The organism is Nocardiopsis sp. TRM 82005, from assembly GCF_056312425.1.
The window spans coordinates 1-26,644 of sequence record NZ_JBWDTQ010000029.1 but is presented as its reverse complement, the minus strand read 5'-3'; the positions used below and the strand labels follow the sequence as shown (position 1 = coordinate 26,644).

Below are 26,644 nucleotides of genomic sequence, written 5' to 3'. Positions count from 1 at the left end.
TCTTCGGACAGTTCCCAGGAAACCCCGGTTGCACCAGGTGAGGGAGTCTCTGGTGTTCCGGGTACTGGCAGAACCCCCTGGCGTCCGCCGTGGGCCATAGCCTCGTGCTCATGGACCAGCGCAACCGGATACGGGAGTTCCTCTCCTCCAGACGGGCGAGGATCACACGGCGGCCGGCGGGCCCGTCGGCGTTCGGCTGCAACCGGAGGGCCACCGACGCGGGGTCCGCCCGACGCGGCCCGGGTGTCCGGCCGCCCGCCTACTCCCCGGTGAAGGTGGGCGTGGTGCGGTCGAGGGAGGCGGCGATCCCGGCTTCGTTGTCCTTGGTGTCGAACAGCCTGGCCTGTTCGACGACCTCCCGTTCCATGGCGGCGGGCAGCGCGGCGAGCAGGTCGGCACGGAGGGTGGACTTCATCGAGCGCACCGCCAGCGGGGCGGAGGCGGCGATGCGGCGGGCGTGGTCCACCGCCGCCTGCCGGACGGCGCCCTCCTCCACCAACAGGTCGGCCAGGCCGATGGCGTGGGCCTCGGTGCCGGTCACCCGGCGGGCGGTGTAGAGCATGTCGGCGGCCCTCTGCCGGCCGACGATCCCGGGCAGGGACACGCTCAGGCCGAAGCCCTGGTGCAGGCCCAGGAGTCCGAAGTTGGCGTGGAAGCGGCTGGAGGGCGCGGCCACCCGGAAGTCCGCCGCGCAGGCCAGGCCCAGGCCGCCGCCCACCGCCACGCCCTGGACGGCGGCGATCACGGGCACCGGGAGGGAGAACAGGCGCAGCCCCTCACCGTAGATGGCGCTGAGGGTCCGGGCCGGGGAGCCGCCGACCCCGCCCGCCGCGAAATCCATTCCGGCGCAGAAGTTCCTACCCTCCGAGCACAGCACGAGGGCGCGGCAGGCACCGGAGCCGGCCAGCTCCTCGGCGGTGTCGGCGAGTTCCCTGAGGGCGTCGTGGTCGAAGTGGTTGTTGGGCGGCCGGTGGATCTCCAGGACACCGACGTGCCCGTCGACACGGACGGAGAGCTCCTCGCTCATGGGACGCCTTCCAGGTTCGTTCGAGTGACCGGCGACGAGGTTATCGGGCCGCTTCCCGTCCCCGGACGCTCCCCCTCCCCCAGAACCTCGCCGGACACGCGGTGTCGTCCGTGTCCGGCGGGGCCCCGCTGGATAGCGTGACGCCATGAGCGACGAGATCGACCCGACCGCACCGCCCAGCGGCACCGGCTGCCAGGAGTGCCTCGCGGGCGACGGCTGGTGGGTGCACCTGCGCCGGTGCGCGGCCTGCGGGCACGTGGGTTGCTGCGACAGCTCGCCCCACCAGCACGCGACCCGCCACCACCAGGACACCGGGCATCCGGTTATCCAGAGCTTCGAGCCCGGAGAGGCGTGGTTCTTCGACTTCCGCTCCCAGCAGGCGGGCCGTGGCCCGGACCTGGCGCCGCCGGCCTCGCGGCCGGAGGAGCAGCCAGTGCCCGCACCGGCCGACCGCGTTCCGGACAACTGGCGGGAACTCATCCACGGGTAGAGCGCCGAGGGACATCGGAGAAGGTCGCCGTCGCCGACCGTGGCCGGCGTCCCGGTCACACCCGCCTACACCGAGCGACTGCGCGAACGGGGCAAGGCACCCGTCGGTCGGCGCATCACCGGCCTCTCCGCCAGAGGGGCCGGGCTCGAACGCTCGGGGGGCCGGTCGGGCGAACGGATCGAGACGACGGGGGCCGGGACCGCCGTTAGGAGGCAGCCATGCCGGACTTCCAGCTCACCGCGATCGATATGGCGGCCGTCGTGGTGAGCGTGGCCGCGGTCGTGGGCACCGCCCTCTGGGTCGGACGCAAGCAGAAGGGGGCCGAGAGCTACTTCCTCGCCGGACGCACGATGGTCTGGCCGGTGGTCGGGTTCTCCCTCTACGCGACCCAGTTCGGGGGCACGCAGTACCTGGGTCTGGCGGGTGCCGGGTTCGAGACGGGCATCTCCGTGTGGAACTTCGAGTGGATCGCGACGGTCGTGCTGCTCGTGTTCGCGCTGCTGATCCTGCCCTTCTACCTGCAATCCAGGATCACGACGGTGCCGGAGTTCCTCGAACTGCGTTACGACCGCCGGGCCCGCTACGCCTTCTCGGCGTTCACCGTCGTCACGGCCATGATGCTCGACAGCGCCGGGGCGATGTTCGCGGGGTCGCTGGTGCTGTCCCTGCTGTTCCCCCAGGTGCCGCTCGGGGTGCACATCGCGGTCATCGCCCTGCTCGGCGGAGGGTACGTGCTGGTCGGTGGTCTGAAATCGGTGATGGTCACCGACACCATCCAGGGCGTGGTGCTGTTCAGCGCCGGTGCCGCGCTCTTCGTCACCGTCTTCGCCCAGTTCGACTTCGACTGGTCGGTACTGCCCTCACTGGCACCGGAGGGCGGGTTCACGGTCGCACCGCCGGCCGACGACGACTTCCTGCCCTGGCCCGGCATCTTCACCGGTGCGATCTGGCTGTCGTTCTACGTGTGGGTGACCAACCACATCGTCGTCCAGCGCGTCCTGGCGGCCAAGAACATCGACCACGGCCGGTGGGGAGCGCTGTTCGCCGGGGCGTTGCAGCTGCCCGTGCTGGTCCTGCTCATCTTCCCCGGGGTCCTGGGCCGCGGCGTCTACGACGCCGACGAGATTCCCAACAGCGACATGGTGTGGCCGGCCCTGATCTTCGACTTCGTTCCCGTGGGCCTGCGCGGTGTCATCATCGCAGCGCTTCTCTTCGCTCTGATGTCCACGCTGGACTCGGTACTCAACGGTGCCGCCAGTCTCGTGGTCAACGACTTCGTCAAGACCCGCGAGCGTGAGTTCACCGACCGGCAGCTGCTGGCCCTCGGGCGGATCCTGGTCGGCGTCTTCCTGCTGTTGGCGTCCTTGTGGGCACCGGTGATCACGACCTTCTCCGGCATCGTGGCCTACTTCCAGTCGTTCCTGGGCTATGTGACCATGCCCTTGGTCGTGGTCCTCCTGGGCGGGCTGTTCTGGAGGCGCGCCTCCACTCCGGCGGGTGTGTGGACCCTGGCCGTCGTCCCGTTCGGACTGCTCGCGTTCTTCCTCGGTGAGGTCTTCGGGGTGTTCGACGTGCAGTTCCTGTACGCGACGGGGATCATGCTCGCGCTGAGCCTGGCGGTGTTCGTGACCGTCTCCCTGATGACCGAGGCACCGCCGGAGGAGAAGGTCGCCGAGATCACCTGGAGCCGGCGGACCTGGCGCAAGGAGTCCGAGGACCTCGTCGGCACACCGTGGTACAAGAACTACCGCGTGCTCGCACTGGCGCTCGGCGTGATCACCGTCTGCTCGGTCGCGCCCCTCGTCTGATCCGGCGAAAGCGCCCCGGCCCATACCTCGGCTACCCCTCCTCCCCCGAGGGGGCCTCACTCGTACTCCGTGCCGCCCCTGCGCGTGAGGTAGGTGTCCGACACGAGCTTCGCGATCGCGCGTCCGCGCAGGACCCCGGAGTACCGCTCGTGCGCAGGCCGGATCACGATGCCCTCCCGCATGTGCAGGGCGCCACCGCTCCAGGTCTCCTCTCCCCGCGCCGCTTCGAGCAGCTCGGCCTCGTCGTAGGGGCCGTGGTAGAGCTCCGGCACCGCCGGCAGTCCCACCTCCGCCAGGAGGCCGGGCAGGTCCACGGCGTCGATCCAGGTGACGGTTCCGTCGACGTCCAGGGCGAGGTCGAACACCGCGTAACCGGGGCGTGCGCTGCGGCCGGTCTCGCCGTACCCCAGGTCCTGCACACCCGAGCCGAACACCTCGCCGAACACACCGGCCCGGGCCGCACCGAACCGTTCCGCCACCTTGCGCGCGGCCTCCGGAACCCCGTGGGCCTTCACCGCACGCCAGTACAGGCTGTCCTCCGCGAACACCAGGGCCTGGCGCCGCGCCCCGTAGCCCTTGGACGAGACGAACTCCTTCCCCGTCCCGGTGAGCAGGGTGAACAGACATGCCGTGCCGTGCATCTTCTCCGTCGCCACGACCGGCTCCGCCAACGTGAAGACGTCGGGGTGGCGCTTGATGTTCTCCACCTCGATCCACCGCAGCAGGTCCGGCGCCTCGACGAGCTCGCCGCTCATGTGCAGCGGAACCTTCGGCACCCACTTGGTGATGCCGAGCTCCGCCGAGAAGTCGGTGCCGGCGTCGTGCGCCGCCGCCAGGTCGCGGTCGGCCAACTGCTTCGGTCGGCAGACGATGCCCTGCGACAGCTCCCCGCGCAGCCGGACGGCACCCACCCGGTTGCCCCGTGAGCCCGCGAGCCTGCCCGTCAGTCCGAGTTCGTCGATGAGGCCGTCGGGCAGCAGCGCGCCCTCGGGGACGTAGACGGCCCAGTCGCCGGTTCGGAAGGCTCCCTTGGCCACGACCGCGCGGAACAGTCCGACCTGTGCCAGCTCCAACGCGTCGGCGTCGGGGTGCGGATGGATCGTGAGCCGCTCAGCGGTGACCCGGAGGGTGGACATGGTGTTCCTCCACATGTGGGAAGTGACTCCGGACGGTTTTCCGGCACCGGCTCACTATGGCGAGTCCCCGACGAGCCGACAACGCATTTAACGGGGGCCGGGATGCGAACGGCCAGCGCGCGGACGCCTTTTCCGCCCCTGGTTCCCGGTGAACGGTCCCGGCCCGTGGAAGAGGCTGGTGTTTCGGCTCCGCGGACACCGGTGTCCACCGTTCTCCTCCTTCGGCGCAGCTCATCCGCACAACGCACCGCTCCAGCGTGTATGGCCGTGAGGTTCTGGGGTAGGCGCGGTCGCAACCGGGTAACGGCCCGACTCCAAGGAGGCTTGGTGATGCACTCGCAAGAAGGAACAGGCGAGCTCGGGAACAAGGGTGACCGCATGGCCGGGACCGCTCGCGACGCGGCGAGCGAAGTCTCGTCCGTGGCCGGAGAACAGGCGCGATCACTCGCTGACGAGGCTCGCTCGGAGGTCGGACACGTCACGGACGACGTCCAGTCCCGGCTTCGGGAGGAGGCCCAGGAGCAGACTCGGCGCACTTCGCAGAACCTGCGCCAGTGGTCCGAGGAGCTGTCGTCCATGGCGGACCAGGGCAACCCGCAGTCCCCTGTACGCGATGTCGTGCGGCAGGTCGCGCAGAGCGGCCGGGGAACCGCCGACTTCCTGGACGACCGGGGGATGGACGGCCTGGTCGAGGAGACCAGGAGGTTCGCGCAGCGCAGGCCGATGGCCTTCCTGGCCGGTGCGGCGGTGGCCGGATTCGCGCTCGGACGCGTCCTCAAGGCGTCGTCCTCCGTCACCGACCAGGCGAACGACACTGGTCGGCACGAGGCGGTCTCCACCGGTGAGCAGGCTGGGCCGCCGATGCCGCGGCAGAGCGAGACCGACTCCGGTAAGTCGGTACCACCGTTCCAGTAGCCCGTCGCACCCCGGCGGGAGGGTTCCGGTCCGCTGACAGCGGGGCCGGGGCCGGCCGGGGCGGACTCTCTGAAGGGAGCTGACATGGCGACCCCCGAAACGCCCCCGGGAAGGGGCGGGGCCGGAGAGGACCGGTCGTTCTCCGATCTCCTCGGTGAGGTGACCGGCGACTTGCAGGCTCTGTTCCGGCAGGAGATCGCACTGGCCAAGGCGGAGATCCGCGAGGAGGCGGGCAAGAGCGGCAAGGCCGCGGGCCTGCTCAGCGGGGCGGCGATAGCCGGTTACCTGGCGGTGCTGATGGCCAGCCTCGCCCTCATGTTCGGCCTGGCGGAGCTCATCGGCCTGGGCTGGGCCGCGCTGGTCGTGGCGGTGCTGTGGGCGATCGTCGGCGCGGTCCTGTTCATCGTGGGCCGCAACCGGATGCGCGAGGTCTCTCCCAAACCGGAACGCACCATCGAGACCCTCAAGGAGGACGCGCAATGGGCGAAACACCCGACCAGATAAGGCAGGACATCGAGCGGACCCGCTCCGAACTGACCCATGACACCGACCGCCTGGCCGACCGGGCCGACCCGCGCAACATCGTGGAGCGGCGCACCCGGCGGATCCGGCACGGGACCCGGGAGCTGAAAGACCGGGTCATGGGCACGGCCCCGTCGTCGGAGGAGGCGACCGGGAGGATCCGGCACACCGCCGACCAGGCGAGCGGCCTGGCCAGGTCCGTGCCGGAGCAGGCCGCGCGGCAGACCCAGGGCAACCCCGTCGCCGCGGGACTGATCGCCTTCGGGGCCGGACTCCTGGCCGCCTCGGTCCTCTCCGAGAGCCGTGCGGAGCAGCGTGCGGCCCAGCGGGTGGGTGAACGCGCCGGTCCGGCGATCGAACCGGCCCGGCAGGCGGTGGCGGAGTCCGCCAGCCACGTGAAGGACCAGGCGACGGAGTCCGCGCAGGCCGCCGGGGAGCACCTGAAGGGCAGTGCTTCGGAGGCCACGCAGGCCACCGGCGAGCACGCCCAGCACAAGGCGAAGTCCGCGGCCGACGAGATGCGCGGTTCCTAGCGGGGCAGGAAGGTCCGTGTTCGTTCGGCACCGCCGACACGTCGGCGGTGCCGGACCGGACTGTGTGAAGGGCCCCTGTTCTCCGCCCGGCCCGGGGCCGGGTCGGCGGGGCGAGTGAGAGAAGGAGCAGTCGATGGCTGAACGTCACTCTCCGGATGCGGGCAACAGCCCTTCCTCAGGGGAGGAGGCCCAGACACCGACCGACATGTCGGCGTCCTCGTGGGGGGCGTCCCTGCGCCGGACCTTCCGCGAGTTCAGCGACGACGGTCTGAGCGACCTCGCCGCCGGCCTCACCTACTACGCGATCCTGTCCGTCTTTCCCGCGATCCTGGTTCTGGTGTCCCTGCTCGGCCTGGCCGGGCCCGCGGCGACACAGACCCTGACCCAGAACATCTCCGGGGCCATGCCCGCCCAGGTGGGCGAACTCGTGACGACGGCCATCGAGAACCTGCAGAGCAACCGGGCCGCGGCCGGCGTGTTCGGCCTGATCAGCCTGCTCGTCGCGTTGTGGTCGGCCTCCGGCTACATCGCGGCCTTCATGCGCGCCTCCAACGTCGTCTACGACGTCCCCGAGGGGCGGCCGATCTGGAAGACGCTGCCGATCCGGGTCGGCGTCACCCTGCTGATAGTCGTCCTGTTGACCGTGACGGTGGTGGCCGTCACCGTCACGGGCAGCCTCGCGGAGTGGGTCGGCGACCTGTTGGGCCTCGGACCGACCGTGGTGACGGTGTGGAGCATCGCCAAGTGGCCGGTGGTGCTGCTCATCGTGGTGTTCATGATCGCGCTTCTGTACTGGGCCTCGCCCAACGCCAAGCGCGGGTTCCACTGGATCAGTCCGGGCAGTGTGCTGGCGGTCGTGCTCTGGCTTCTCGCCTCGGCCGCCTTCGCCGTCTACATCGCCAACTTCGCCTCCTACAGCAGGACCTACGGCAGCATGGCGACTGTGGTCATCTTCCTCGTGTGGTTGTGGATCAGCAATATCGCGATCCTGCTCGGCGAGGAGTTCAACTCCGAGCTCGAACGCGGACGAGCCGTCTCCGCGGGGCAGCCCGAGAACGAGGAGCCCTACGTGGAGCTGCGCGACCAGCCCAAGAAGAAGCACGGGCGGTCCGAGGCGAAGCAAGGGGAACAGCAGCGGGAATGACGGCCCTCAGCCGGACCGGGAGCCCGCCCCGGCTCGGACTACCACTCCACCGGAAGGTCGTACAGGCCTCCGGTGAGCACCTGCCCCCGTACCCGCAGCTCGTCCATCCCGGTGGCGAGCCGCAGGGTCGGAAAACGTGACGTGAGCTGTGACAGGACGGCACCCAGTTCGATCCGGGCGAGGGGCGCGCCGATGCAGTAGCGCGCGCCGTGTCCGAAGGCGAGGTGGGAGGGGCCGGTTCGGGCGGCCTCGAAGCGGTCGGGGCCGGCGAAGGCCTCGGGGTCGTGGTTGGCGGCTCCGATGTCGCACATGACCAGGTCCCCGGCCCGGACGGTGGCACCGGCGACCTCGATGTCGGTATGGGCGTAGCGGGGGATCCCACCGGTCCCGCTGCTCGGCAGGCGAAGGGTCTCCTCGACCGCGGCGGGTACCAGTTCGGGATCGCGGACCAGGGCCTGGTAGCGGTCGGGTTCGATGAGCAGGCACAGCGCCCCCATGCCGATCCGCACGACGGAGGTCTCGTGCCCGGCGAAGAGCAGGGACATGGCGAGCATGGCGGCCTCCTCGTCGCCCACGTCCGGGTTCTCCACCAGCCGTGAGAGCACGTCGGCTTCCGGCTGCTGACGTTTGCGGGCCACCAGGTCCAGGCCGTAGGAGAACAGCTCGCCCAGCCCCTGCTCGGAGCGGGGGCGGTCGGTGACGTCGGCGGCGTCGCGTGTCCAGGCGCGGAAGCGGTCGCGGTCGGAGTAGGGGATGCCGAGCAGTTCGCAGATGACCAGGATCGGCAGCGGCACGGCGAGCTCGGAGTGGAGATCGGCCGGTCGCGGCCGCCGCTCCAGTTCGTCCAGCAGGGCGGTGGTCAACTCCTCCACACGTGAGGCGAGTGCGCGCATGCGGCGCGGTGTGAAGTGGGGCTGTAGGAGCGAGCGCATCCGGGCGTGGTCGGTCTTCTCGGTGTCGTAGTCACCCAGGGGTCCTCCGAACAGGGCGGACTCCCCCGCACGTGCGGCCCGGGCGGGCTCGGGGTGTGAGCGGCCCAGACGGTCGTCGGCGAGCAGGGAGCGCACCTCCTCGTAGCCGGTGACGAGCCAGGCCTCGTCCCCCACCCGGGTGCGGATCCTGTGCACGGGGCCTTCCGGGGCCAGCTGGCGCAGCAGCGGCGGGAACGCCAGCGGATCGGGCTGGTCGAAGGGCAGTCGGGGCAGCATGGCGGACTCCACTTGTCAGCTCGATTTTGTATACTCCCTATTAAACAAAGCTACTTGTAGACTCGTCCGTGAACAAGAGGAAGGACGAGGATGGCCGAGGAATCCATGGCGCGCGAGGAAGCCGCCCCCGTTCGGCGGATGCGCAGGGACGAACGCAGGGCGCAGATCCTGGACGCGGCGACGCGCGCGTTCGCCCGAGCCGGGTACGCCGACACGGCTCTGGACGACGTGGCCGCCGAGGCCGGTATCAGCCGGGTCATCCTCTACCGGCACTTCGAGTCCAAGAACGGGATGTACCGCGCGGTCCTGGACCGAGCGCGCGTACGCCTGACGGAACGGGTGGGCGAGGGGGACTTCACCGAGGCCAGCATCCCGGCGTTCCTGTCCGCGGCGGCCGAGGACCCCGACGGCTTCCGTCTGCTGTTCCACCATGCCGCGCGGGAACCGGAGTTTCGCGACCTGACCGACGGGCTCACCGCCGCCTCCACCGAGTTGGCGCTGCGCCAGCTGGCCGAGGTGATCCCCGACCCGGCATGGGCGCACTGGGCCGCGCACCTGGTGTTCACGGTCTCCATCGAGGGCGTCATAGCGTGGCTGGACGCCGGTCAGCCCGATCCGGACCGGGCCGCCGAACGCGTCAGCGCCGCCGTGCACGGCGTGATCGACGCGGCCCGCGGGTCCGGCTGATCCGCCGCGGGCGCGGGTCCGGGTCTGGGCGCGGGCAGCCCGGCCCGGGGCGCGGCCCCGGCTCGGGCGCCACCGGGCCCGCGAGTCATCCCAGGGACTTGAGGACCACCAGGAGCAGCGCGGTCAGCGCGACCGATACCACGAGGGACAGGAAGCAGCCGAGCCGGTTGCTGAAGAAGACGAACATGATGCCGGGTCCTTCCTATGCCGTCGGGTGGGTTGGGGACCGAGCACGGTCGTCGGTGTCCTACCCGTTCGCGGCCCCTCGGGAAAGGAAGGACCCGGCCGCTCCCCTCGGCGGGGACTCGACGGCCCGGATCCCTCACGCGACACATCCGCACCAAACTGACGTAGGAGCCTTGCTTCTGCCCGGCAAATCGTGAAGGTTTTCTTCTGGGGCCGATCCGGGCGCCGTGCGTGGTGACCGCACCGACGCGCTTCCCGTCCGGTTCGACGCCCCCGTCATGACGACAGAGGCCGGAAGGAGCCACCTTGGCGTACCCGAACCGGAGCCGTCCCGTGTCCCGAGCAGCAGGGGGCAGAGCTTCGATCTCACGCAGCGGTGCCCTGTGTGGCGCCTTCGCCGCGGTTCTCACCGCGTCCCTGCTCCACATGCCGACCGCGGTGGCCGACGAGGCCGCCGACAGCGGTTCCGAGCCGTGCCAGACCGACCCCCAGGCCCCGCCCAAGAGACAGATGCGCGCCGAGTGGATCGCCTCGGTGGTCAATATCGACTGGCCCAGCGAACAGGGCCTGACGCCCCGGGAACAGCAGGCCGAACTCATCGACCTCTACGACCAGGCCGGGGCCGACGGCCTCAACGCCGTGTTCGTGCAGATCCGGCCGACCGCCGACGCGTTCTGGCCGTCCCCGCACGAGCCCTGGTCGGAGTGGATCACCGGGGAGCAGGGCGCGGACCCCGGGTACGATCCCCTGGAGTTCGCCGTCGAGGAGGCCCACGCCCGCAACCTGGAGTTCCACGGCTGGTTCAACCCCTACCGGGTGGCCATGCACGACGACCCGGGGCGGCTGGTCGAGGACCACCCCGCCAGGTCGAACCCGGACTGGGTGTTCCCCTACGGCGGAAAGCTCTACTACGACCCGGGGATCCCCGAGGCCCGTGAGTTCGTGATCGAGGCGATGATGCACGCGGTCGAGAACTACGACCTGGACGGCGTGCACTTCGACGACTACTTCTATCCCTATCCGGTGGCCGGGGAGACGGTCCCCGACCAGGACACCTTCGCCGAACACGGCCGGGGGTTCACCGACATCGAGGACTGGCGGCGCGACAACGTCAACCGCATGGTGGCGGAGATGGACGAGGCGGTGCACGCCGCCAAGCCGCACGTGAAGTTCGGCATCAGCCCGTTCGGGATCTGGCGCAACGCCTCCAGCGACCCGGAGGGCTCCGACACCAACGGTTTCGAGTCCTACAGCAGCATCTACGCCGACAGCCGCACCTGGGTGCGAGAGGGATGGGTCGACTACATCAACCCGCAGGTCTACTGGGAGATCGGCCTGCCCGTGGCCGACTACGCGGTGCTGGTCCCGTGGTGGGAGCGGGTCACCGCGGGCACCGGGGTGCACCTCTACATCGGTCAGGCCGCCTACAAGGCCGGCAACGCGGGTTCCTGGTCCGAGTCGCAGGAGCTCGCCCGGCACCTGGAGTTCAACCGCGCCCACCCGGGTGTGCACGGCGACGTCTACTTCAGCGCTGACTCGCTGCGCACCAACGCACGGGCGGCCATGGACATCGTGGTCGACCAGCACTACGCCCAGCCCGCCCTGGTCCCGATCAAGGAGGACCTCGGGGGCACGCCGCCGGAGGCGCCCAAGGTCGGCGGTGCCGAGCGGGGCGACGGCGGCACCCGGCTGACCATCCGTCCCGGCCGCGGTCAGGAGCCCGCCTACTACGCGGTCTACGCCTTCGACGGCACGCCTCGCCGTGGCGACGCCCCGTGCGGAATCGAGGACCCCCGTGCCATGGTCGACACCGTGCGCGCCGCCGAAAGCGGTGAGACGACCTTCACCGCCCCCGGCGGTGACGGTGAACGCACCTACTACGTGACCGCCCTGGACCGGCTGCACCACGAGAGCCAGCCGAGCAACCCGAGGTACGTGCCCTGACGGGGACGCGCGTCCCGACAGCGGCCGTGGGGCCCGGCGAACGCCGGGCCCCACACGCGTCACCGGCTCCGGCCGCCGCCCGTCGCCGCGTGCAGCGGCCGGGCGCGCAGGGCCGCGGCACCGCACAGGACCACCCCTCCGAGGACGGCGCGCGTGCGGGACAAGGGTGCCGACTGGACCTGCGCCTCGCGCATCGCCTCCACGGGCGCGACCCGGCCCGCGGCGAGGGCGGGCTTGCCGCAGGCCACCAGCGGCACGGCCACGGCCAGTACCGACCCGGTCGCGACCGCGGACGGGCCCACGACCAGCTCGAACCCGTACGGCAACGCCCCCAGGGCGGCGAAGAGCCAGGCCAGCAGGGCTGACAGGGTCACGCCGACCAAGCAGGAGAGCACGGCGGCGACGCAGCCCAGGACCAGGGCCTCACCGACGACCAGCCGGCGCACCAGCCCGGGCGTGGCTCCGACCATGCGCAGAAGCGCGAACTCCCGGGCACGGTCGCGCACCGTCAGAGCGAGCAGGCTCGCGACCGTGACGGCGGCCACCGCCATCGCCAGTCCGGCCATCGTGCCCAGGAACCGCCCCATGCCCGAGGCGAACTCCTGGTTCTCCTGATCCAGCGCGAGCGCCCCGCCCCGTTCGGCTCCGGTGAGCGCCCGGGACCCCGGCGGCCCCTTCCTCAACGGCCTCGGCGACACGGGAGGGATCCGTCCCCTCCTTCGGCCAGACCGCGGCCAGGACCGGCTCCCCGCCCCGTTCGGCGGCCTCGGCAGGGGAGAAGAACACGGCCCGGCCCCGGTCGTCGCGGTCGACGATCCCGGTGACGCGCACGGCGGTGCGCTCCTCGGAGGTCAGGACACGTGTCCGGTCGCCGGGTTCCAGCCCGGTCTCGGCAGCGGTGCGTGCGTCGACCGCCACCTCCCCCGCGGCCCCGGGCGCCCGTCCGCCGCCCAGCGTGAGCGCCTCGGCTTCGGCGAGCGCCCAGGAGTGTCCCCACGAGCGGTCCGAACGGCCGCCGAACGTGCGTTCACCGGTGACCACGTAGGCGGAGAAGGGTGCCTCGACCTCCACCGCGCGGACGCCGGGAAGCCGTTCCAGCGTCTCCACGACACCCGGGGCCAGCCGGGGCGGCTCTCCCAGCGGAGAAGCGGTGATCTCCGCGTCGGTTCCCTCCGCGGTCCCCACCACTACGACCGGTGCCTCCGACAGCGTCCAGGACACACCGGAACCGTCGGCGGCCACCCGCTCGGCCGAGTCCCGGAGTGCGAGGACGGCCATGGCCAACCCCGCTCCCAGGGCCACGGTGAGGACCGACAGCGCCAACTGGCGCGCCCGGTCGGCGGTACCGCGCAGAAGCATCCCGATCACGGGCGCTGTTCGCTGGCGATGTCCTCACCCGCGGTCGGCGACGGAACCAGGCCGAACGGCTGGAGGACGAAGCCGAACACCCGTGGCCGGGGCGGCGTCGGGGAACCGTCGTCTGTATCCGGCCGGTCTTGGACATGCCCGCCCATGGGAGCTCCGCTCGTTTCGGCTTCTGGGGAAGGGGTGGGCACGGTGCCCTCCGCCTCCGCGCAAAAGCCAAGCACGGCGGCTGCCCGGAGTCACTGGGCCTGGGTGAAGGTAGTGGGATAGGCGGCGCCCTGCCCCGCGGCCCGTTCGCCCAGTACAGGGGCCGCGCGGGCTCCGTTCCGGGGGCGAGGGGAGACAGCGGCACCCGTCAGCGGCCCGGACACGGCCGCACGGGCTTGCCGGTTCAGTCGGTCCGCCTGCCCATGGCCGGGTGCTCACCGCCGGGGACGTCCACGGCTTCGAACCCGCACGCCCCGAAGAACTCCACCCGCTCGCGCGCGCCCGTCCCCTCCTCGGGGAACAGGAACACCCACCGGGCCCCGGCCTCCCGCGCGACGCGCACGAACGCCTCCATGAGCCCTCTTCCGATCCCCTGCCTGCGCGCGTCCGGGTCGACGACGACCGCGAGCACGTACCCGTGCGGTGGCGGAACCGGGGCGCCGGGACCGGTGTACGCGTCGTCCACCACACCCTCCAGCCAGCCCACGAGGCGTCCGTGGAGTTCGGCGGCCAGGGCCACGACCCCCGGGGGCGGGTGCCCGTTCGCGTAGGCCCCCGTGTCGAGGTGCGGGGCGGCGCGCCTGATGAGCGACACGATGGCGGGAGCGTCCTCGGCGACGGCAGGACGGACAGGCATAGGAGCACGGTAACGCGGAAGGCCCCGCCGAGGCGGGAACCCTCCCCGGGCGGCCTCAGCCGGCCCCCGGTGACCGGTTTGGCCGGCGCGTACCGTGTCCGGGCCTCACCCCAAGCCGGCGGGGAATCTGTTCTCGCTGGTCACAGGGGTTTCAGGAGCTTTCACACCCTCCGGGTGAGAGAGCGCTCTCTGGTATAAAGACGGCATGATCGAACGATCAGCCAAGGGCTCCCCCACACTTGAGGACGTGGCCCGGGCGGCGGGTGTATCCCGCGCCACGGTGTCCCGCGTCATCAACGAGAACCGGAACGTCGACCCCTCCATCCAGGCGACGGTCCGCCAGGCCATCGCCGCGACCGGCTACGTCCCCAACCACGCCGCACGGTCCCTGGTCACCCGCAGGGCCGGAACCATCGCCCTGGTGGTCTCCGGCTCGGGCGGGAGCGGCCGCGGCGCCGCCGAGGCGGAGGGCGGCCTCTCCCCCGCCCCCGCCACGGACGGCAGCGTCCTGGGCGACCCGTTCTTCGGACGCATCGCCAGCGGCGTGGTGGGTTTCCTACGTCCGCGCTCCATGCATCCCATGCTCATGCTCGCCGACTCCACCGCGGCCCGTGAACAGGTGGTCTCCTACCTGAGCCGGGGACACGCCGACGGCGCCGTGCTGGTCTCCACCCACGCCGCCGACCCGTTGCCCGGGCAGCTCGTCGACGCCGGTGTGCCCACTGTGCTCTTCGCGCGACCGCCACGGCCGATCCCGGTGAGCTACGTCGACCTGGCCCACCAGGAGGGCGCCCGGATGGCCGCCGACCACCTGGTGGCCCGGGGCTGCCAGCAGGTCGTCACCGTCACCGGCCCGCTGGACGTGCTGGCCAGCCAGGACCGGCTGACCGGGTTCCGTACGGCGATGGCCCGGCACGGCCACCCCTATGTGCCCTCGGCGGACGGCAACTTCACCCAGGAGAGCGGCGAGGCGGCCACGGAGCGGCTGCTGACCGAGGTGCCGGACCTGGACGGCCTCTTCGCCGCCAACGACCTCATGGCCCAGGGGGCTCTGCACGTGCTGCGCGAGCACGGGCGCCGTGTGCCCGAGGACGTCGCGGTCGTGGGTTTCGACGACAGCAGCGCGGCGACCGCCAGCCGCCCGACCCTGACCACGGTGCGCCACCCGATAGAGGAGATGGCCGCGCGGATGACCCGGCTCCTGCTCGAGCGAATCACCGAACCCGGCCTGCGTCCGACGTCGGTGATCTTCGAACCGACCCTGGTCGTGCGCCAGTCGGCTTAGGGGAGGCAGGAGCTCCCGTCCGGGTTCCGCCCGAACCGGCGCGCGCACGCCCCGGGCGAACGCGTCCCGGACGTTTGGGGGCGTTGACACACGCGTCAGTCGGCATCATCCTTTCCGGGAGAGCGCTCTCCCAGGCTCGTACGTCCACGGACGACCGGGCCCACCCCCCGCGACAGAGGAGAAGAACGTGCTGTCCGACAGAAGATCCGGAAAGAGAACGGCGAAGGGCCGCTCGCGGCCGCGAGCGGCGGTCACGGCCGCCGTCGCACTCGCCGTCGGTGTCCCCCTGGCACTGACCGCCTCCACCGTGTCCGCCGCGGCCGACGACGACCGGCTGACCGCCGCATCCGTGGTCGAGGTGACCGGGAACCACGGCGACTGGGAACTGACCGTCGACGGCGAGCCCTACACCGTCCAGGGTCTGACCTGGGGCCCGTCCGTCGACGAAGCCGACGAGTACATGTCCGACCTGGCGTCCATGGGCGTCAACACCATCCGCACCTGGGGCACCGACGAGACCACGGCTCCCCTGCTGGACGCCGCCGCCGACAACGGCATCCGGGTCATCATGGGCTTCTGGCTCCAGCCCGGTGGCGGCCCCGGCAGCGGCGGCTGCGCGGACTACGTCGACGACCACGACTACAAGGGCTACCAGCTCTACCTGATGAACGAGTGGGTGGCCGCCTACAAGGACCACCCCGGCGTGCTCATGTGGAACGTCGGCAACGAGTCCCTGCTCGGCATGGACAAGTGCTTCGAGGGCCAGGAACTGGAGGAGCAGCGCGACGCCTACGCCGAGTTCGTCAACGACGCGGCCCTGGAGATCAAGGCGCTGGACCCAGGCCACCCGGTCACCTCGACCGATGCCTGGACCGGCGCCTGGCCCTACTACCAGGAGCACTCCCCCGACCTGGACCTGCTCGCGGTCAACTCCTACGGCGCCGTGTGCGACATCCAGCAGACGTGGGAGAGCGGGGGCTATGACCGGCCCTACATCCTCACCGAGGGCGGCCCCGCCGGTGAGTGGGAGGTCGGGGACGACGTCAACGGCGTCCCCGACGAGCCCACCGACGTGGAGAAGCGGGACGGTTACCGCGACTCCTGGAACTGCCTGATGGGTCACGAGGGCGTGGCCCTGGGCGGCACGCTGTTCCACTACGGCCTGGAACGGGACTTCGGCGGCGTCTGGTTCAACCTGCTGCCGGGCGGTGAGCGGCGCCTGTCCTACTACGAGGTCGCCGACATCTTCGGCGGCGCGGAGCCGGCCAACACCCCGCCGGTGATCACCGGCATGAGCGTCGGCGGCGACCGCACCGCCGTTCCGGCCGGAGCGGACTTCGCGCTGACCGCCGGCGTCGACGACCCGGACGGTGACGCCCTGACCCACGAGGTGATGCTGAGCAGCAACTACGTCGACGGCAACGGCGCGCTCGTGCCCGCCGAGTACACGCACGACGGCGACGGGGCGTTCACGGTGACCGCCCCTGAGCGGCCCGGCGCGTGGAAGGTGTACCTGCTCTCGCGCGACGGCAGCGGGAACATCGGGATCGAGGCCACCTCCGTCGGTGTCGTGGTGCCGCAGGAGGAGGGCACCAACATCGCGTTGGGAGCGCCGACCACCGCTTCCTCCTTCCAGGCGGTGGGCGACGGCGCGCCGTTCCCGCCCACCAACGCGACCGACGGCGATGAGGACACCCGCTGGGCCAGCGACTGGAGCGACCCGCAGTGGCTCCAGACGGATCTGGGCTCGGTGACCTCCTTCGACCGCGTGCAGCTGGTGTGGGAGGCCTCGTACGCGCGTGCCTACCAGGTGCAGACCTCCGACGACGGTGACCACTGGACCACCATCCACGAAGTCACCGACGGCACGGGCGGCGTGGACACCGCCGAGGTCAGCGGTTCGGGCCGGTACGTGCGCGTACTCGGCACCGAGCGCGGCACCGGTTGGGGCTACTCGCTGTTCGAGTTCGGTGTGTACACCGACTGACCCGTCCCACGAGCCGCCCCCCGGTCCTCCTACGAGGACCGGGGGGCGGCCTACGTTCCTCACGCGGGTGAGGAGGTCAGGGATAGGACACGAGGTGCGCCATCCCCTCGTTCTCCGGCCCCGCCGGACCTCCGGTGTCGTTGACGACGTGGTTGATGGTGCCCAGCTGGCCCAGGGAGACGATCACCATGTGCCGGAACTCCACACCCGCGCGCTCGGGTGCCTCGATGGCGCGCTCCGCGACGATGCCGGCGTCCTCCAGGAACAGGCAGTACGCGCCCAGGCCCCACGCGCGGTGGTCGGTGACCGAGGCGTCCACCCGGTAGGCCGGGAAGCCGCGGACGTCACCGTCCATGAAGGCGTCCTGGTTCGGCGGGTCGTAGGGCATCTCGCACTGGAAGAAGTACGTGCGCCCGCCCTGGCCGTTCCACTGCACCTGCTGGCGCTGGAAGTGCTCGGCGAACAGGCCGTAGACGATGACGTCGTCCCCGTTGACCACGAGGCCGTGCGCGGCCGGGTTGACGTCCCAGCCGACCCCGTCGCCGTGGTCGCCGCGCCACAGCCACACGTGGTCGACGATCGTGTCGTGGCTGTTGACGACGATGCTGGTCACCGCGCTGCCCGGGCCCGCGCCACCGATCCGGGCGAAGACGTCATGAACGTGAACGGGGTTCGCGGTGTGCCTGGCCGATGAGCCGGACGGGCCGATCTCCACCAGGACCTCGGACTCCCGCGCTCCCGCGTCGATGAGCAGTCCCGCGATCTGGACGCCGTCCACGTCGGCGACCCGCAGGGCGGTGATCCCGCCGTCGGGCACGAACGTGGCCAGCCCCAGGCCGAGGACGACGGTGTCGGGCTCGGTGACCTCCAGCGTCCGGTCCAGGTGGTAGACGCCGGGTGTGACGAGCAGGTGCCGCCCCTGGGAGAGGGCCGCCTGGATGGTGGCCGCGGTGTCGCCCTCACGGACGATGTGGAAACGGTCCAGGGGGATGGACGTGCCCGGGGCAGGCCCGCCCGTCCAGCTGGTGCCGCGGGAGTCGCGGGAGGCCTCCGGCACGAACACCCGGTAGGCGCCGGAGCCGTCCACGTGCAGGAAGGGCTTCTCCTTCACGCGCGGGGTGCGGTCGACGGTGGTGTGGGAGGGGTCGGGGAAGTGGTTCGGCGGTGCGCCCTCCACGCCGAGGAAGACCATGTTCCACACCGAGCCGGACCACTCGCCCAGCTCGCTGTTGCGGGTGAACCACTGCTGCTGGGAACCGGAGACGACCCGGTCCACCTTGCAGTCGGCCATGAAGCCGCCGCTGGCCCAGCCGTCGTAGCCGTTCCACAGCGGCATCTCGCCGCGCACGTGGACCCGGCGGATCGGGGCGGCCTGCGAGACCGCCCAGCGGTTGTGGCCGTCCCAGGGGGTGACGGACAGGTTCTCGGCGGTGCGCCAGAAGTTGTGGGTGGCGTTGCCGTCGAACCAGTCGGCCATCACCCGGACCCAGCCGGTGATATCCACGTCGTCGGGCGACAGGCCCAGGCCCGCCACGTGGGTGTAGTAGCCGATGTTGACGTCGATGTCCTGGTAGCGGCCGGGCTTGAACAGGAACGCGTACCGGCTGGACCCGAACTGCGCGGTCTCCTGCTCGGCGAAGGCCCGGTCGAGGCCGGCCTGGATCTGTTCGCGGGGCATGGAGGGGTCGAAGACGGTCACGTTCGGCCCGAGGTCGGGTTCGTCGGCGGCGGCCGCGGGGGCCGCCTCGGTGAGGACGCGGCCGACGGCCGTGGAGGCCACCGCGGCGGTGGTCAGGCCCGTCAGGGTCGCGCGTCGGCTGAGTGAGCCCGCTGGCAGCGTGTGCGGGTCCCCACCCGCTTCTTGGGAAGGGGTGTGCGGGGAGGTCACAGAGGTCGTCTCCTTCTGCGTGTCGCTGGGTTCGTGGAGGTCGTGCCACCAGATGGGAGAGCGCTCTCGTGCGCGCCGTCGCGGAGACCGCGCACGCGAGAGCCGTCGGCTCTTCTAGGGCAGCTCGTAGTCCTCGTTGAGGGCCGCGCCCTCCTGTGGATGGAACTGGTCGTAGCCTCGGGCGTCGCACTGGAGACCGCCGTTGATGCAGTGCCCGACCATGGCGGCGAGGGTGGGCTCGTCCCAGGCGTTGAGGAAGTCGTAGTGGAACGAGTAGCCCCCACCACTGGCCAGGCGCACGCCGGAGGTGTCGCCGTCCGCCGGGAAGGCCATCTTGAACTCGATCATCGGAACGGCGACCGGATGGCTGTCGGGGCAGTGGTTCTGGCCGTCCACGACGACCGGGTAGGCCATGTGCGCCTTGTGGTCGGGCGAGTCCAGGTGTCGCCCGTCCCAGCAGCTCGGTGCCTGGAAGCGGACGTTCAACTGGCTGCCCTCAGCGCACCGCGAGGGGAAGTCCTCGTTGTCGTAGTCGTCACCGCACTCCCATCCCTGGACGGCGCCGGGGTGGCCCATGAACTCGTCAGCGCTCTGCGCGGGGCTTCCGGCGACGTAGCGCAGGCCGGTGGGGAAGGGCTGGACGCTGGTGTAGTCGCGGACACCGGACTTGTAGTAGATGACCTGGTCGCCGATGGGGCGGACCTCCTCGCCACCGTCGAACATCGTCGGCATCCAGTAGGCCGAGAGGTCTCCGGGGACCACGCAGGTGGTGCCGCCCTCATTCAGGGAGTCCACGGTGCTGAACGCGTCGGTGGTGGTGTTGCCCATGAAGGTGTGGTTGTGCGAGTCGCCCGGCATCCCCGGGTAGACGATGGGGTCGTCGTCGCCGGTGTGGGAGACCGAGCAGTTGGCCTGGAACTCGCGGTGCTCGGCGAAGGGCGGAGGCTCGTCGAGGGGAGGGACGCCCTCGACCGGCTCGTCGACGGGGATCCATTCGCCCGGGGGAGGCGCGGGCATGTCGGGCATCGCGGTGGTACCAGCGGTCGCGGTGGTCTCGACGCCGTGCTGCTGGTGACCGTCGGCGAGAGCCGGGCCGGTGGCGCCGAAGGCGCCCAGACCGGTCACCGCCAGGAGCGTCGCCGCGGCCAGGGCACCAGCCGGACGGGGGGACGTGGTCGTTCTTCTCATGCGGACCTCCGTGAAGCCGCGGGGGGTGCGGCTTCGGTAGCAGGGGGCGGGTCGCACTGGTGGTGGTCGGAGACTGCGTAAAACAGTTGGGAGAGCGCTCTCCGATCAGTGTTTCCCGACGTTCACACCGTGTCAAGACACCGTTGACGCATGAATTCACGGAGAACGTCCGGGCTCAGTCTCCGGACCCGTCCACGGAGCGGTGGAGCCGGTCGGCGAGAGCGGCGGTGCTGCGGACGAACTCCTCCGGCCCCTCGACCGTGAAGGGCAGGCCGGTGAGCGCGAGGACGACGGCGAGCCACTCGTGGGAGTCCACCCGGGCGATGTAGCGCGCACGGTCGGGGCCCACCGCTTCGAGGTCGCCGTCGATCCGCGCGATCCGCGCCGCCACCTCCTCGGCCGACGCGGCGAACAGGACGGACACCGTATGCCGAACCTCCGCGCTCACGAAACCCCGCTCCAGGTGGTCGGCCAGCCGCCCCTCGGGCGGTTCTCCGCGTCGGAAGGGTGCCCGTGTCGGGGTGACCGAGGCGATCCGGTCCAGACGGAAGGTCCGCCAGTCGTCACGCTCACGGTCCCAGGCGAACAGGTACCAGCGCCGCCCGGACAGGACCAGCCGGTACGGATCCACCTTCCGCCGGAGCTCGCGGCCGTCGCCGCCCCGGTGGAGCATACGGACCCAGTGCCCGTCCGCGACGGCCTCGCCCAGGCCGGTGAGGACCTCCGGCCGCACGCCCGGCCACACCCGCCGCTCCGGTTCGACCGCTTCGGCCAGGGCGGTCGCCCGCCGGGCCAGACGGGCGGGGAGCACCTGACCGAGCTTGACCAGAACGCGCTCCGCGCTCTCCTCCACCCCCTCCACCCCGCCGAGCCCCGCGGCGACGATCCGCAACCCGAGGGCCGCGGCCACGACCTCGTCGTCCTCGAACAGCAGGGGTGGCACCGCGCGACCCGCGACCAGCCGGTAGTGGCCTCCGGGGCCCCGGAGGCTCTCCACGGCGTAACCCAGTTCGCGCAGCCGGTCGATGTCGCGGCGCAGCGACCGCGGACTGGTGTCCAGTGCGGCGGCCAGGTCGTCTCCGGGCCAGGCCCTGCCGGTCTGGAGCAGGGACAGCAGGCGCAGCATCCGCACGCTCGTGTCAGCCATGCACCTGATTCTGCCCGTATTGTGGCCGGATTCTGGCCACAAGCGTTCGTAGCGTGGCGCCATGAGCATCGACACGGCACAGCCACAGCCCGCCGCGACGGACGAGATCGTCGTGGAGGGAGCCAGGACGCACAACCTGCGCGGGATCGACGTCAGGGTCCCCAGGAACCGGATCACGGTGTTCACCGGGGTCTCAGGGTCGGGCAAGTCCTCTCTGGTGTTCGACACCATCGCCGCCGAGTCGCGGCGCCAGCTCAACGACACCTACGACAGCTTCGTCCGCAACCGGCTGGGCCACCCCGGCAGGCCCGACGCGGACCGGATCGACAACCTGTCGGTCGCGGTGGTCATGGACCAGCGGCGCCTGTCGGGCAACACCCGTTCCACGGTCGGCACGGCCACGGACATCGCGCCGCTGGTGCGGCTGCTGTTCTCCCGGCTCGGTGAGCCCGCCGCCGGGCTCTCCCACGTGTTCTCTTTCAACGATCCGCGCGGCATGTGCCCGGAGTGCCAGGGGCTGGGCACCGTGGACCGGGTGGACGCGGCGGCGCTGATCGACCCGGACCTGTCCCTGGACGAGGGCGCGATCCGGTTTCCGACCTTCGCTCCCGGTACGTGGCGGTGGAAGCGCTACGTGCACTCCGGTCTGTTCGACCGCGCCAAGCCCGTACGCGAGTACACGACCGCCGAGCGGGAACTGCTGCTGTACGCCGAGGGGGTGCGCCCGCCCGACCCCGACCCGGAGTTCCCGAAGACGGGGACCTTCGAAGGGGTGGTGCCCCGGCTCACCCGCAGCTACCTCACCTCCGAGACCCCCGGCCTGTCCGCTCGGGACCGGGCCGCGCTCGCCCGGGTGGTCAGCTCCGGCCCCTGTCCGGCGTGCGGGGGCGCGCGGTTGAACCGGGCCGCCCTGGCCTGCCGGATCGGCCCGCACGACATCGCCGGGTGGTGTGCCCTGCCCGTCGCCGAACTGGCCGGGATCGTGGGCGGGATCGACGCGGAACGGGTCCGTCCGCTGGCCGATGCCCTGGTCGAACGGCTCGGGTACCTGGACCGGGTGGGCCTGGGCTACCTCAGCCTCGACCGGGCCGCGAGCACGCTCTCGGGCGGTGAGGCGCAGCGGGTGCGGATGGTCCGGCACATGGGCGGATCACTGACGGGGCTGACCTACGTGTTCGACGAGCCCAGCACCGGGCTGCACCCGGCCGACGTGCACCGGCTGACGGGGCTGATGCGGCGGCTGCGCGACAAGGGGAACACCGTGCTGGTGGTGGAGCACGACCCCGACGTCATCGCGCTCGCCGACCACGTGGTCGACATGGGCCCCGGCGCCGGCCGCGACGGCGGCCGGGTGGTCTACGAGGGGGGCGTGGCGGGGTTGTTGGACGCGGATACCCCGACCGGCCGGTACCTGCGCGGGCCGCGCGCCGTGCGCGGGAGGGTCCGGGTCCCCCGGGGAGGCATCGAGATCCGCGGCGCGCACCTGCACAACCTCAAGGGCGTGGACGTGTCGGTACCGACGGGGGTGCTGACCGTGGTCACGGGGGTGGCCGGCTCGGGCAAGAGCTCGCTGGCGGGCGGGGAGCTGCTCCGGGCGCGGCCGGACGCGGTCGCCGTCACCCAGGGCGCGGTCGGGGGCGGGAGCCGCTCCACCCCGGCGACGTTCCTCGGCGTGATGGACACGGTGCGAGGGCTGTTCGCCCGGCGCAACGGGGTGGCGGCACCGTGGTTCAGCGCGAACTCCAGGGGTGCCTGTCCCACGTGCCGCGGACACGGGGTGATCACCACCGACCTGGCCTTCCTGGACGATGTGGAGACCGTCTGCGAGGACTGCCGGGGCAGGCGGTTCAACGACCGGGCCCTGTCGTACACCCTGGGCGGCAGGACGATCGCCGAGGTGCTGGGGATGACCGCCGTGGAGGCGGCCGGGTTCTTCGGGGAGCCGGGGATCGGGAACGCGCTCGACCGCCTGGTCCGGGTGGGGCTGCCCTACCTCGCCCTCGGGCAGTCGCTGGACACGCTGTCGGGCGGTGAACGCCAGCGGCTCAAGCTGGCCCGGGAACTGGCCGCCCCGGCGTCGGTGTACGTGCTCGACGAGCCCACGGCCGGGCTGCACGGCAGCGACGTGGACCGGCTGCTCACCCTGTTCGACCACATGGTGGACGCGGGAACGAGCCTGGTGGTCGTGGAACACCACCTGGACGTGGTCGCGTACGCGGACCACGTCATCGACCTGGGGCCGGGCGCCGGGACGCACGGGGGCCGTGTGGTCTTCGAGGGCACCCCTGACCGAATGGCCCGTTCGGGGACCGGTGCGACCGCTGAAGCGCTGCGGGAACACCTGAGCGGGACGTAGCGGGACGTGAGGCGCGCGGTCCGGGCACCGGCGGCCTGTGCTCCCCTTCCCCAGGAGTGCCCGAGGCGCCGGGAGGTTGGCCCCGGCGGGCGCGGGCCGGGACGCATGCCCGTACCCGTACACTGTCGGCCTGCTGTCGGGCACCCACGTGCGACGGGTTCCCGATCCCTTCGCCCCGACCCACCGGCACGGAACGGAGCCACCGTGTTCGTCCTCCTCAACGGTCCCTTCGGAGGCGGCAAGACCAGCACCGCCGAGGAGCTCGTCGGCCTGGTCCCCGGCAGCCGGCTGTTCGATCCCGAGCAGGTGGGGTTCATGCTCTCCGCGCTGCTGCCCGGCCACTCCGACGACTTCCAGGACCTGCCTCCCTGGCGGACCCTGTTCGCGGCCACCGCGGCCGAGGTGGCGGCCTTTACCGGGCAGGTGCTGATCGCCCCGATGAGCGTCCTCGACGAGGGCTACGCCAAGGAGGTCATCGGCGGGTTGTGGGACCGGGGCCTGGAGGTACGCCACATACTGCTGCGCACCGACCGGGCGACGCTGGAGTCGCGTATCTCCGGGCACGAGGTCGTCCCCGGGGATCCGGAGCGTAGCGCGGCCGCCGCGGAGTTCCGCCGGTCCAGGGCGGAGGCCTTCTTCACCGCCGCTGGCGGGTGGCTCGGGGACACCGCCGACGCCGTCGTGGACACCACCGGCGTTCCCCCGGCCCGGGTCGCCGCCGAGGTCGCCGCGTACCTCACCCGTTGAACGCGGGCTCCGGTGTGCGGGGCCGCGTCTCGGGAGACGAGTTCCGGCCCATCCTGATCACGCTTCGCTTCCGCCCCTTACCGAAGGTTTATCCCGGGGGTGTAGACATAAGGCAACCTACGGAGTGAGTGAGCGATGTTCGACGACGTGATCGACTGGTTCAAGGGCCTCTTCGGCGGAGCCGCCGAGGACGCGGCCCAGGGAGTGTCCGACACCCTGGGGACGGGGATGGACACCGCACAGGAAACGGCGCAGACCTTCGGCGAGGACGCCACGGGCGCCGCCGAGACCGCCCAGACCTTCGGCGAGGACGCCGTCAGCGGCGTCGCGGAGAGCGCCCAGGACTTCGGCGGGGACGCCGTCAGCGGTGTCACCGAGAGCGTGGACGGCCTCCAGGAGCAGGCCGACACCGTGGGCGGTGTCGTGGAGGACCCGGGCGGTGCCGCCACCGACGCGGCGCGGGACCGCCTCTTCGGCGACAACGCCTGACGGAGGAGCCCCGATCGCTCACGTGTTCCGTGGCCGCGGGCGGCGGAAGGCCGCGCGACGGGGAGCGGTTCCCGCCGCGTGGCCGCGGCTGGGGTCCGTCGGGAGCGAAAGTCCCGACGGACCCGGTCCGGCGGAGGATTCCGGACAGCCGGTAGGGGTGGTCGGACGGATCAGGTGAAGTTCACGTCACTGCACAGGTAGTAGACCTGGTCCATGTGGGAGGCCTGCCAGATCGTGAAGACGACGTGGTGGCCGGACCGGCCCGAGGTGCTGACGTCGATATAGGTGTCCAGCGCGGGCGGGCGCGAGCCGGTCTCCTCGACCAGTTCGAGGTCGTCCCAGCCCATCGACTGCGTGCTCGGGTCGAAGCCCTGCTCGGTGACGTAGACCTGGAAGTAGTCCGCACCGTGCTGGGCGCCGTCGTGGAGCTGGAGGGTGAAGTCGTCGCCGACGTCGGTGGTCTTCCAGGGACCGACCGCGTCCATCGAGCTGTAGCGTCCGCCCTGGGTTTCGCCGCCGCTGCACAGGGTGCCGTCGGGGATCTGGCCCTGGTGGTCGCCGCCCACGTTGTCGCGGTACAGGCCGTTCCAGTTCCACATGGCGTTGGGGTTGTCCTGCCACGCCTGCCAGCACATGGGGTCTTCCTGAGCCATGCCCGGGTTCTGGTGGTCGTCCCCCCAACGCTCCCAGCAGCCGTAGTTGCGGGTGGCGGGGTCGACGATCGATCCGTGGGCGGCGGCGGGCGCGGCCATCGTGGTCAGTCCGACCAGGGGGACGGACGCCAGGACGAATGCGCGGGCGATCCAGCTGCGGTTTCGGGGGGACTGACTGGTCTTGTTTTCCATTGCGGTCTCCGTCTTTCTCGGCTTGGTCGGCCGATCGACGGGGAGCGCTCCCACAGCAACTGTTACCCGCATGCACCGGTCCGAAACAGAGCGCTGAAAAATTCGCGTGTCGGCCGGAAGCGCACCGTTGCCGTGCTGGCCTCCACCTTGCCGCGGCGCCCTCGGGCCCGGTCTCGTCCGCCCGTGGTGTAACTCCGGCCCCGGCCGGCCTCGGTGGCGAGGCTCCGAGCACGGCGGGCCCGTCCCGGGCGCGGTGGCGGGCGGGCTCGCGGGGCCGCTGACGCCCTTCCCTGCCGCGACCGCCGTGACGGGCCTGTCCGCCGTGGCCGCCGGGCGGCCGATCGCCATCGCCGGGCGACTGTGAACCAGGTCACCACCTGCGAATTTCCCGTGAAAGGAACGGCGTACCAAAAACAGCCGAGTCATATGGTGTTTACATATCACCATTGGCGGGCTACCGTTCAGGAAAGCGTTCCGGATCCGTAACCCGGAGCTACGGAATCCGGCGACGCCCTTCGCACACCTTGTTCAAACCATTCTCCATACCCGCTCGCCTTCGACTGGGAGCGCTCCCAACCTTCCAGTCCCTTTCGCTCGGCTTTCCCCGGATCTAAGGCAAGAGAATGCCCCGCTCACCTCCGTAGACGCAGGTAATTTCCGTTCACACGTCTGTCGGGTGTGCAACCCCGACACCTTTCGCATGCTCCTTCCGGAGACCCGTTCCCACAAGGAAAGAAGAGATGAGCACACCCCCCCGTGGCTCGAACCCACGTTCGTGGACACGACGCGGCCTCGCCGCGAGCTCTGCCCTGGTGCTCGGCACCAGCCTTGCCGCCATCACCTCCGCACCCGCCAGTGCCGCGGCTGGTTGCGAGGTCGACTACCAACTCAACGACTGGGGAT

General features: G+C 71.2%; 22 protein-coding genes and 1 pseudogene. 13 read left to right on the top strand and 10 right to left on the bottom strand.

Annotation, left to right across the window (positions count from 1 at the left end; genetic code table 11):
- Positions 1 to 259: 259 nt before the first annotated feature.
- A complete protein-coding gene (locus AC0T5L_RS22165) occupies positions 260 to 1,027 on the bottom strand; it encodes an enoyl-CoA hydratase/isomerase family protein (protein ID WP_476167395.1) in 768 nt (255 codons plus the stop codon).
- 145 nt (positions 1,028 to 1,172) lie between these two features.
- On the opposite strand from AC0T5L_RS22165, the gene AC0T5L_RS22160 reads away from it, so the two are divergent.
- On the top strand, positions 1,173 to 1,517 hold the full coding sequence (locus AC0T5L_RS22160; protein WP_476167394.1) for a UBP-type zinc finger domain-containing protein: 345 nt from the start codon (positions 1,173 to 1,175) through the stop codon (positions 1,515 to 1,517).
- A 218-nt stretch (positions 1,518 to 1,735) separates the two neighbouring features.
- Entirely contained in the window at positions 1,736 to 3,325 is a 1,590-nt protein-coding gene (locus AC0T5L_RS22155) for a sodium:solute symporter family transporter (RefSeq protein WP_476167393.1), read from the top strand.
- A 56-nt stretch (positions 3,326 to 3,381) separates the two neighbouring features.
- On the opposite strand, the gene AC0T5L_RS22150 is transcribed toward AC0T5L_RS22155, so the two are convergent.
- Positions 3,382 to 4,461 carry an RNA ligase (ATP) gene (locus tag AC0T5L_RS22150; RefSeq protein WP_476167392.1) on the bottom strand — a complete coding sequence of 360 codons (1,080 nt, stop codon included), beginning with the start codon at positions 4,459 to 4,461 and terminating at the stop codon, positions 3,382 to 3,384.
- A gap of 330 nt (positions 4,462 to 4,791) precedes the next feature.
- On the opposite strand from AC0T5L_RS22150, the gene AC0T5L_RS22145 reads away from it, so the two are divergent.
- From AC0T5L_RS22145 to AC0T5L_RS22130, 4 genes are all read left to right on the top strand, one after another.
- The gene (locus AC0T5L_RS22145; RefSeq protein WP_476167391.1) at positions 4,792 to 5,376 is read left to right on the top strand and encodes a hypothetical protein; all 585 of its coding nucleotides are present in this window, start codon (positions 4,792 to 4,794) and stop codon (positions 5,374 to 5,376) included.
- Positions 5,377 to 5,460: 84 nt separating this feature from the next.
- Positions 5,461 to 5,880 carry a phage holin family protein gene (locus AC0T5L_RS22140; protein ID WP_476167390.1) on the top strand — a complete coding sequence of 140 codons (420 nt, stop codon included), beginning with the start codon at positions 5,461 to 5,463 and terminating at the stop codon, positions 5,878 to 5,880.
- Complete coding sequence (locus tag AC0T5L_RS22135; RefSeq protein ID WP_476167389.1) at positions 5,856 to 6,431, top strand: DUF3618 domain-containing protein; 576 nt, start codon at positions 5,856 to 5,858, stop codon at positions 6,429 to 6,431. Before AC0T5L_RS22140 ends, AC0T5L_RS22135 begins: the two co-directional genes overlap by 25 nt.
- A gap of 133 nt (positions 6,432 to 6,564) precedes the next feature.
- A complete protein-coding gene (locus tag AC0T5L_RS22130) occupies positions 6,565 to 7,575 on the top strand; it encodes a YihY/virulence factor BrkB family protein (RefSeq protein WP_476167388.1) in 1,011 nt (336 codons plus the stop codon).
- 38 nt (positions 7,576 to 7,613) lie between these two features.
- Here the strand turns inward: AC0T5L_RS22130 and AC0T5L_RS22125 are convergent, their stop codons facing one another.
- A complete protein-coding gene (locus tag AC0T5L_RS22125; protein ID WP_476167387.1) occupies positions 7,614 to 8,783 on the bottom strand; it encodes a cytochrome P450 in 1,170 nt (389 codons plus the stop codon).
- A gap of 90 nt (positions 8,784 to 8,873) precedes the next feature.
- Here AC0T5L_RS22125 and AC0T5L_RS22120 point away from each other — a divergent pair, with 90 nt between their 5' ends.
- Both AC0T5L_RS22120 and AC0T5L_RS22115 read left to right on the top strand, forming a co-directional pair.
- The gene (locus AC0T5L_RS22120) at positions 8,874 to 9,470 is read left to right on the top strand and encodes a TetR/AcrR family transcriptional regulator (protein ID WP_476167386.1); all 597 of its coding nucleotides are present in this window, start codon (positions 8,874 to 8,876) and stop codon (positions 9,468 to 9,470) included.
- Positions 9,471 to 9,962: 492 nt separating this feature from the next.
- On the top strand, positions 9,963 to 11,600 hold the full coding sequence (locus AC0T5L_RS22115; RefSeq protein WP_476167385.1) for a glycoside hydrolase family 10-like protein: 1,638 nt from the start codon (positions 9,963 to 9,965) through the stop codon (positions 11,598 to 11,600).
- 59 nt (positions 11,601 to 11,659) lie between these two features.
- On the opposite strand, the gene AC0T5L_RS22110 is transcribed toward AC0T5L_RS22115, so the two are convergent.
- The 3 genes and pseudogenes from AC0T5L_RS22110 to AC0T5L_RS22100 all read right to left on the bottom strand — a co-directional run bounded on the left by AC0T5L_RS22110 (position 11,660) and on the right by AC0T5L_RS22100 (position 13,809).
- Entirely contained in the window at positions 11,660 to 12,298 is a 639-nt protein-coding gene (locus AC0T5L_RS22110) for an ABC transporter permease (protein ID WP_476167384.1), read from the bottom strand.
- Between the two features lie 40 nt (positions 12,299 to 12,338).
- A pseudogene (locus AC0T5L_RS22105) lies at positions 12,339 to 12,878 on the bottom strand (ABC transporter permease); the annotation flags it as partial.
- Between the two features lie 478 nt (positions 12,879 to 13,356).
- Positions 13,357 to 13,809, bottom strand: coding sequence for an N-acetyltransferase family protein (locus AC0T5L_RS22100; protein WP_476167383.1), 453 nt, complete (start codon positions 13,807 to 13,809; stop codon positions 13,357 to 13,359).
- Between the two features lie 205 nt (positions 13,810 to 14,014).
- Here AC0T5L_RS22100 and AC0T5L_RS22095 point away from each other — a divergent pair, with 205 nt between their 5' ends.
- Both AC0T5L_RS22095 and AC0T5L_RS22090 read left to right on the top strand, forming a co-directional pair.
- Positions 14,015 to 15,094 (top strand): LacI family DNA-binding transcriptional regulator, encoded by a 1,080-nt coding sequence (locus AC0T5L_RS22095; RefSeq protein WP_476167382.1) that lies wholly within the window; start codon positions 14,015 to 14,017, stop codon positions 15,092 to 15,094.
- A 187-nt stretch (positions 15,095 to 15,281) separates the two neighbouring features.
- Complete coding sequence (locus AC0T5L_RS22090; protein WP_476167381.1) at positions 15,282 to 17,081, top strand: discoidin domain-containing protein; 1,800 nt, start codon at positions 15,282 to 15,284, stop codon at positions 17,079 to 17,081.
- 76 nt (positions 17,082 to 17,157) lie between these two features.
- Here AC0T5L_RS22090 and AC0T5L_RS22085 read toward each other — a convergent pair whose 3' ends face one another.
- The 3 genes from AC0T5L_RS22085 to AC0T5L_RS22075 form a co-directional block, all read right to left on the bottom strand.
- Entirely contained in the window at positions 17,158 to 18,969 is a 1,812-nt protein-coding gene (locus tag AC0T5L_RS22085; RefSeq protein WP_476167380.1) for an adenylyl cyclase, read from the bottom strand.
- 114 nt (positions 18,970 to 19,083) lie between these two features.
- Positions 19,084 to 20,157 carry a DUF1996 domain-containing protein gene (locus AC0T5L_RS22080; RefSeq protein ID WP_476167379.1) on the bottom strand — a complete coding sequence of 358 codons (1,074 nt, stop codon included), beginning with the start codon at positions 20,155 to 20,157 and terminating at the stop codon, positions 19,084 to 19,086.
- A gap of 175 nt (positions 20,158 to 20,332) precedes the next feature.
- A complete protein-coding gene (locus AC0T5L_RS22075) occupies positions 20,333 to 21,304 on the bottom strand; it encodes a helix-turn-helix transcriptional regulator (protein WP_476167378.1) in 972 nt (323 codons plus the stop codon).
- Positions 21,305 to 21,365: 61 nt separating this feature from the next.
- Between AC0T5L_RS22075 and AC0T5L_RS22070 the strand changes: the two genes are divergently transcribed.
- From AC0T5L_RS22070 to AC0T5L_RS22060, 3 genes are all read left to right on the top strand, one after another.
- Positions 21,366 to 23,660, top strand: coding sequence for an ATP-binding cassette domain-containing protein (locus AC0T5L_RS22070; protein ID WP_476167377.1), 2,295 nt, complete (start codon positions 21,366 to 21,368; stop codon positions 23,658 to 23,660).
- Positions 23,661 to 23,864: 204 nt separating this feature from the next.
- The gene (locus AC0T5L_RS22065; RefSeq protein ID WP_476167376.1) at positions 23,865 to 24,407 is read left to right on the top strand and encodes an ATP-binding protein; all 543 of its coding nucleotides are present in this window, start codon (positions 23,865 to 23,867) and stop codon (positions 24,405 to 24,407) included.
- Positions 24,408 to 24,542: 135 nt separating this feature from the next.
- Complete coding sequence (locus AC0T5L_RS22060; protein WP_476167375.1) at positions 24,543 to 24,896, top strand: hypothetical protein; 354 nt, start codon at positions 24,543 to 24,545, stop codon at positions 24,894 to 24,896.
- Between the two features lie 170 nt (positions 24,897 to 25,066).
- Here AC0T5L_RS22060 and AC0T5L_RS22055 read toward each other — a convergent pair whose 3' ends face one another.
- Positions 25,067 to 25,741: a lytic polysaccharide monooxygenase auxiliary activity family 9 protein gene (locus AC0T5L_RS22055; protein WP_476167374.1), complete on the bottom strand. Its 675-nt coding sequence runs from the start codon at positions 25,739 to 25,741 to the stop codon at positions 25,067 to 25,069.
- Between the last annotated feature and the right edge of the window lie 903 nt (positions 25,742 to 26,644).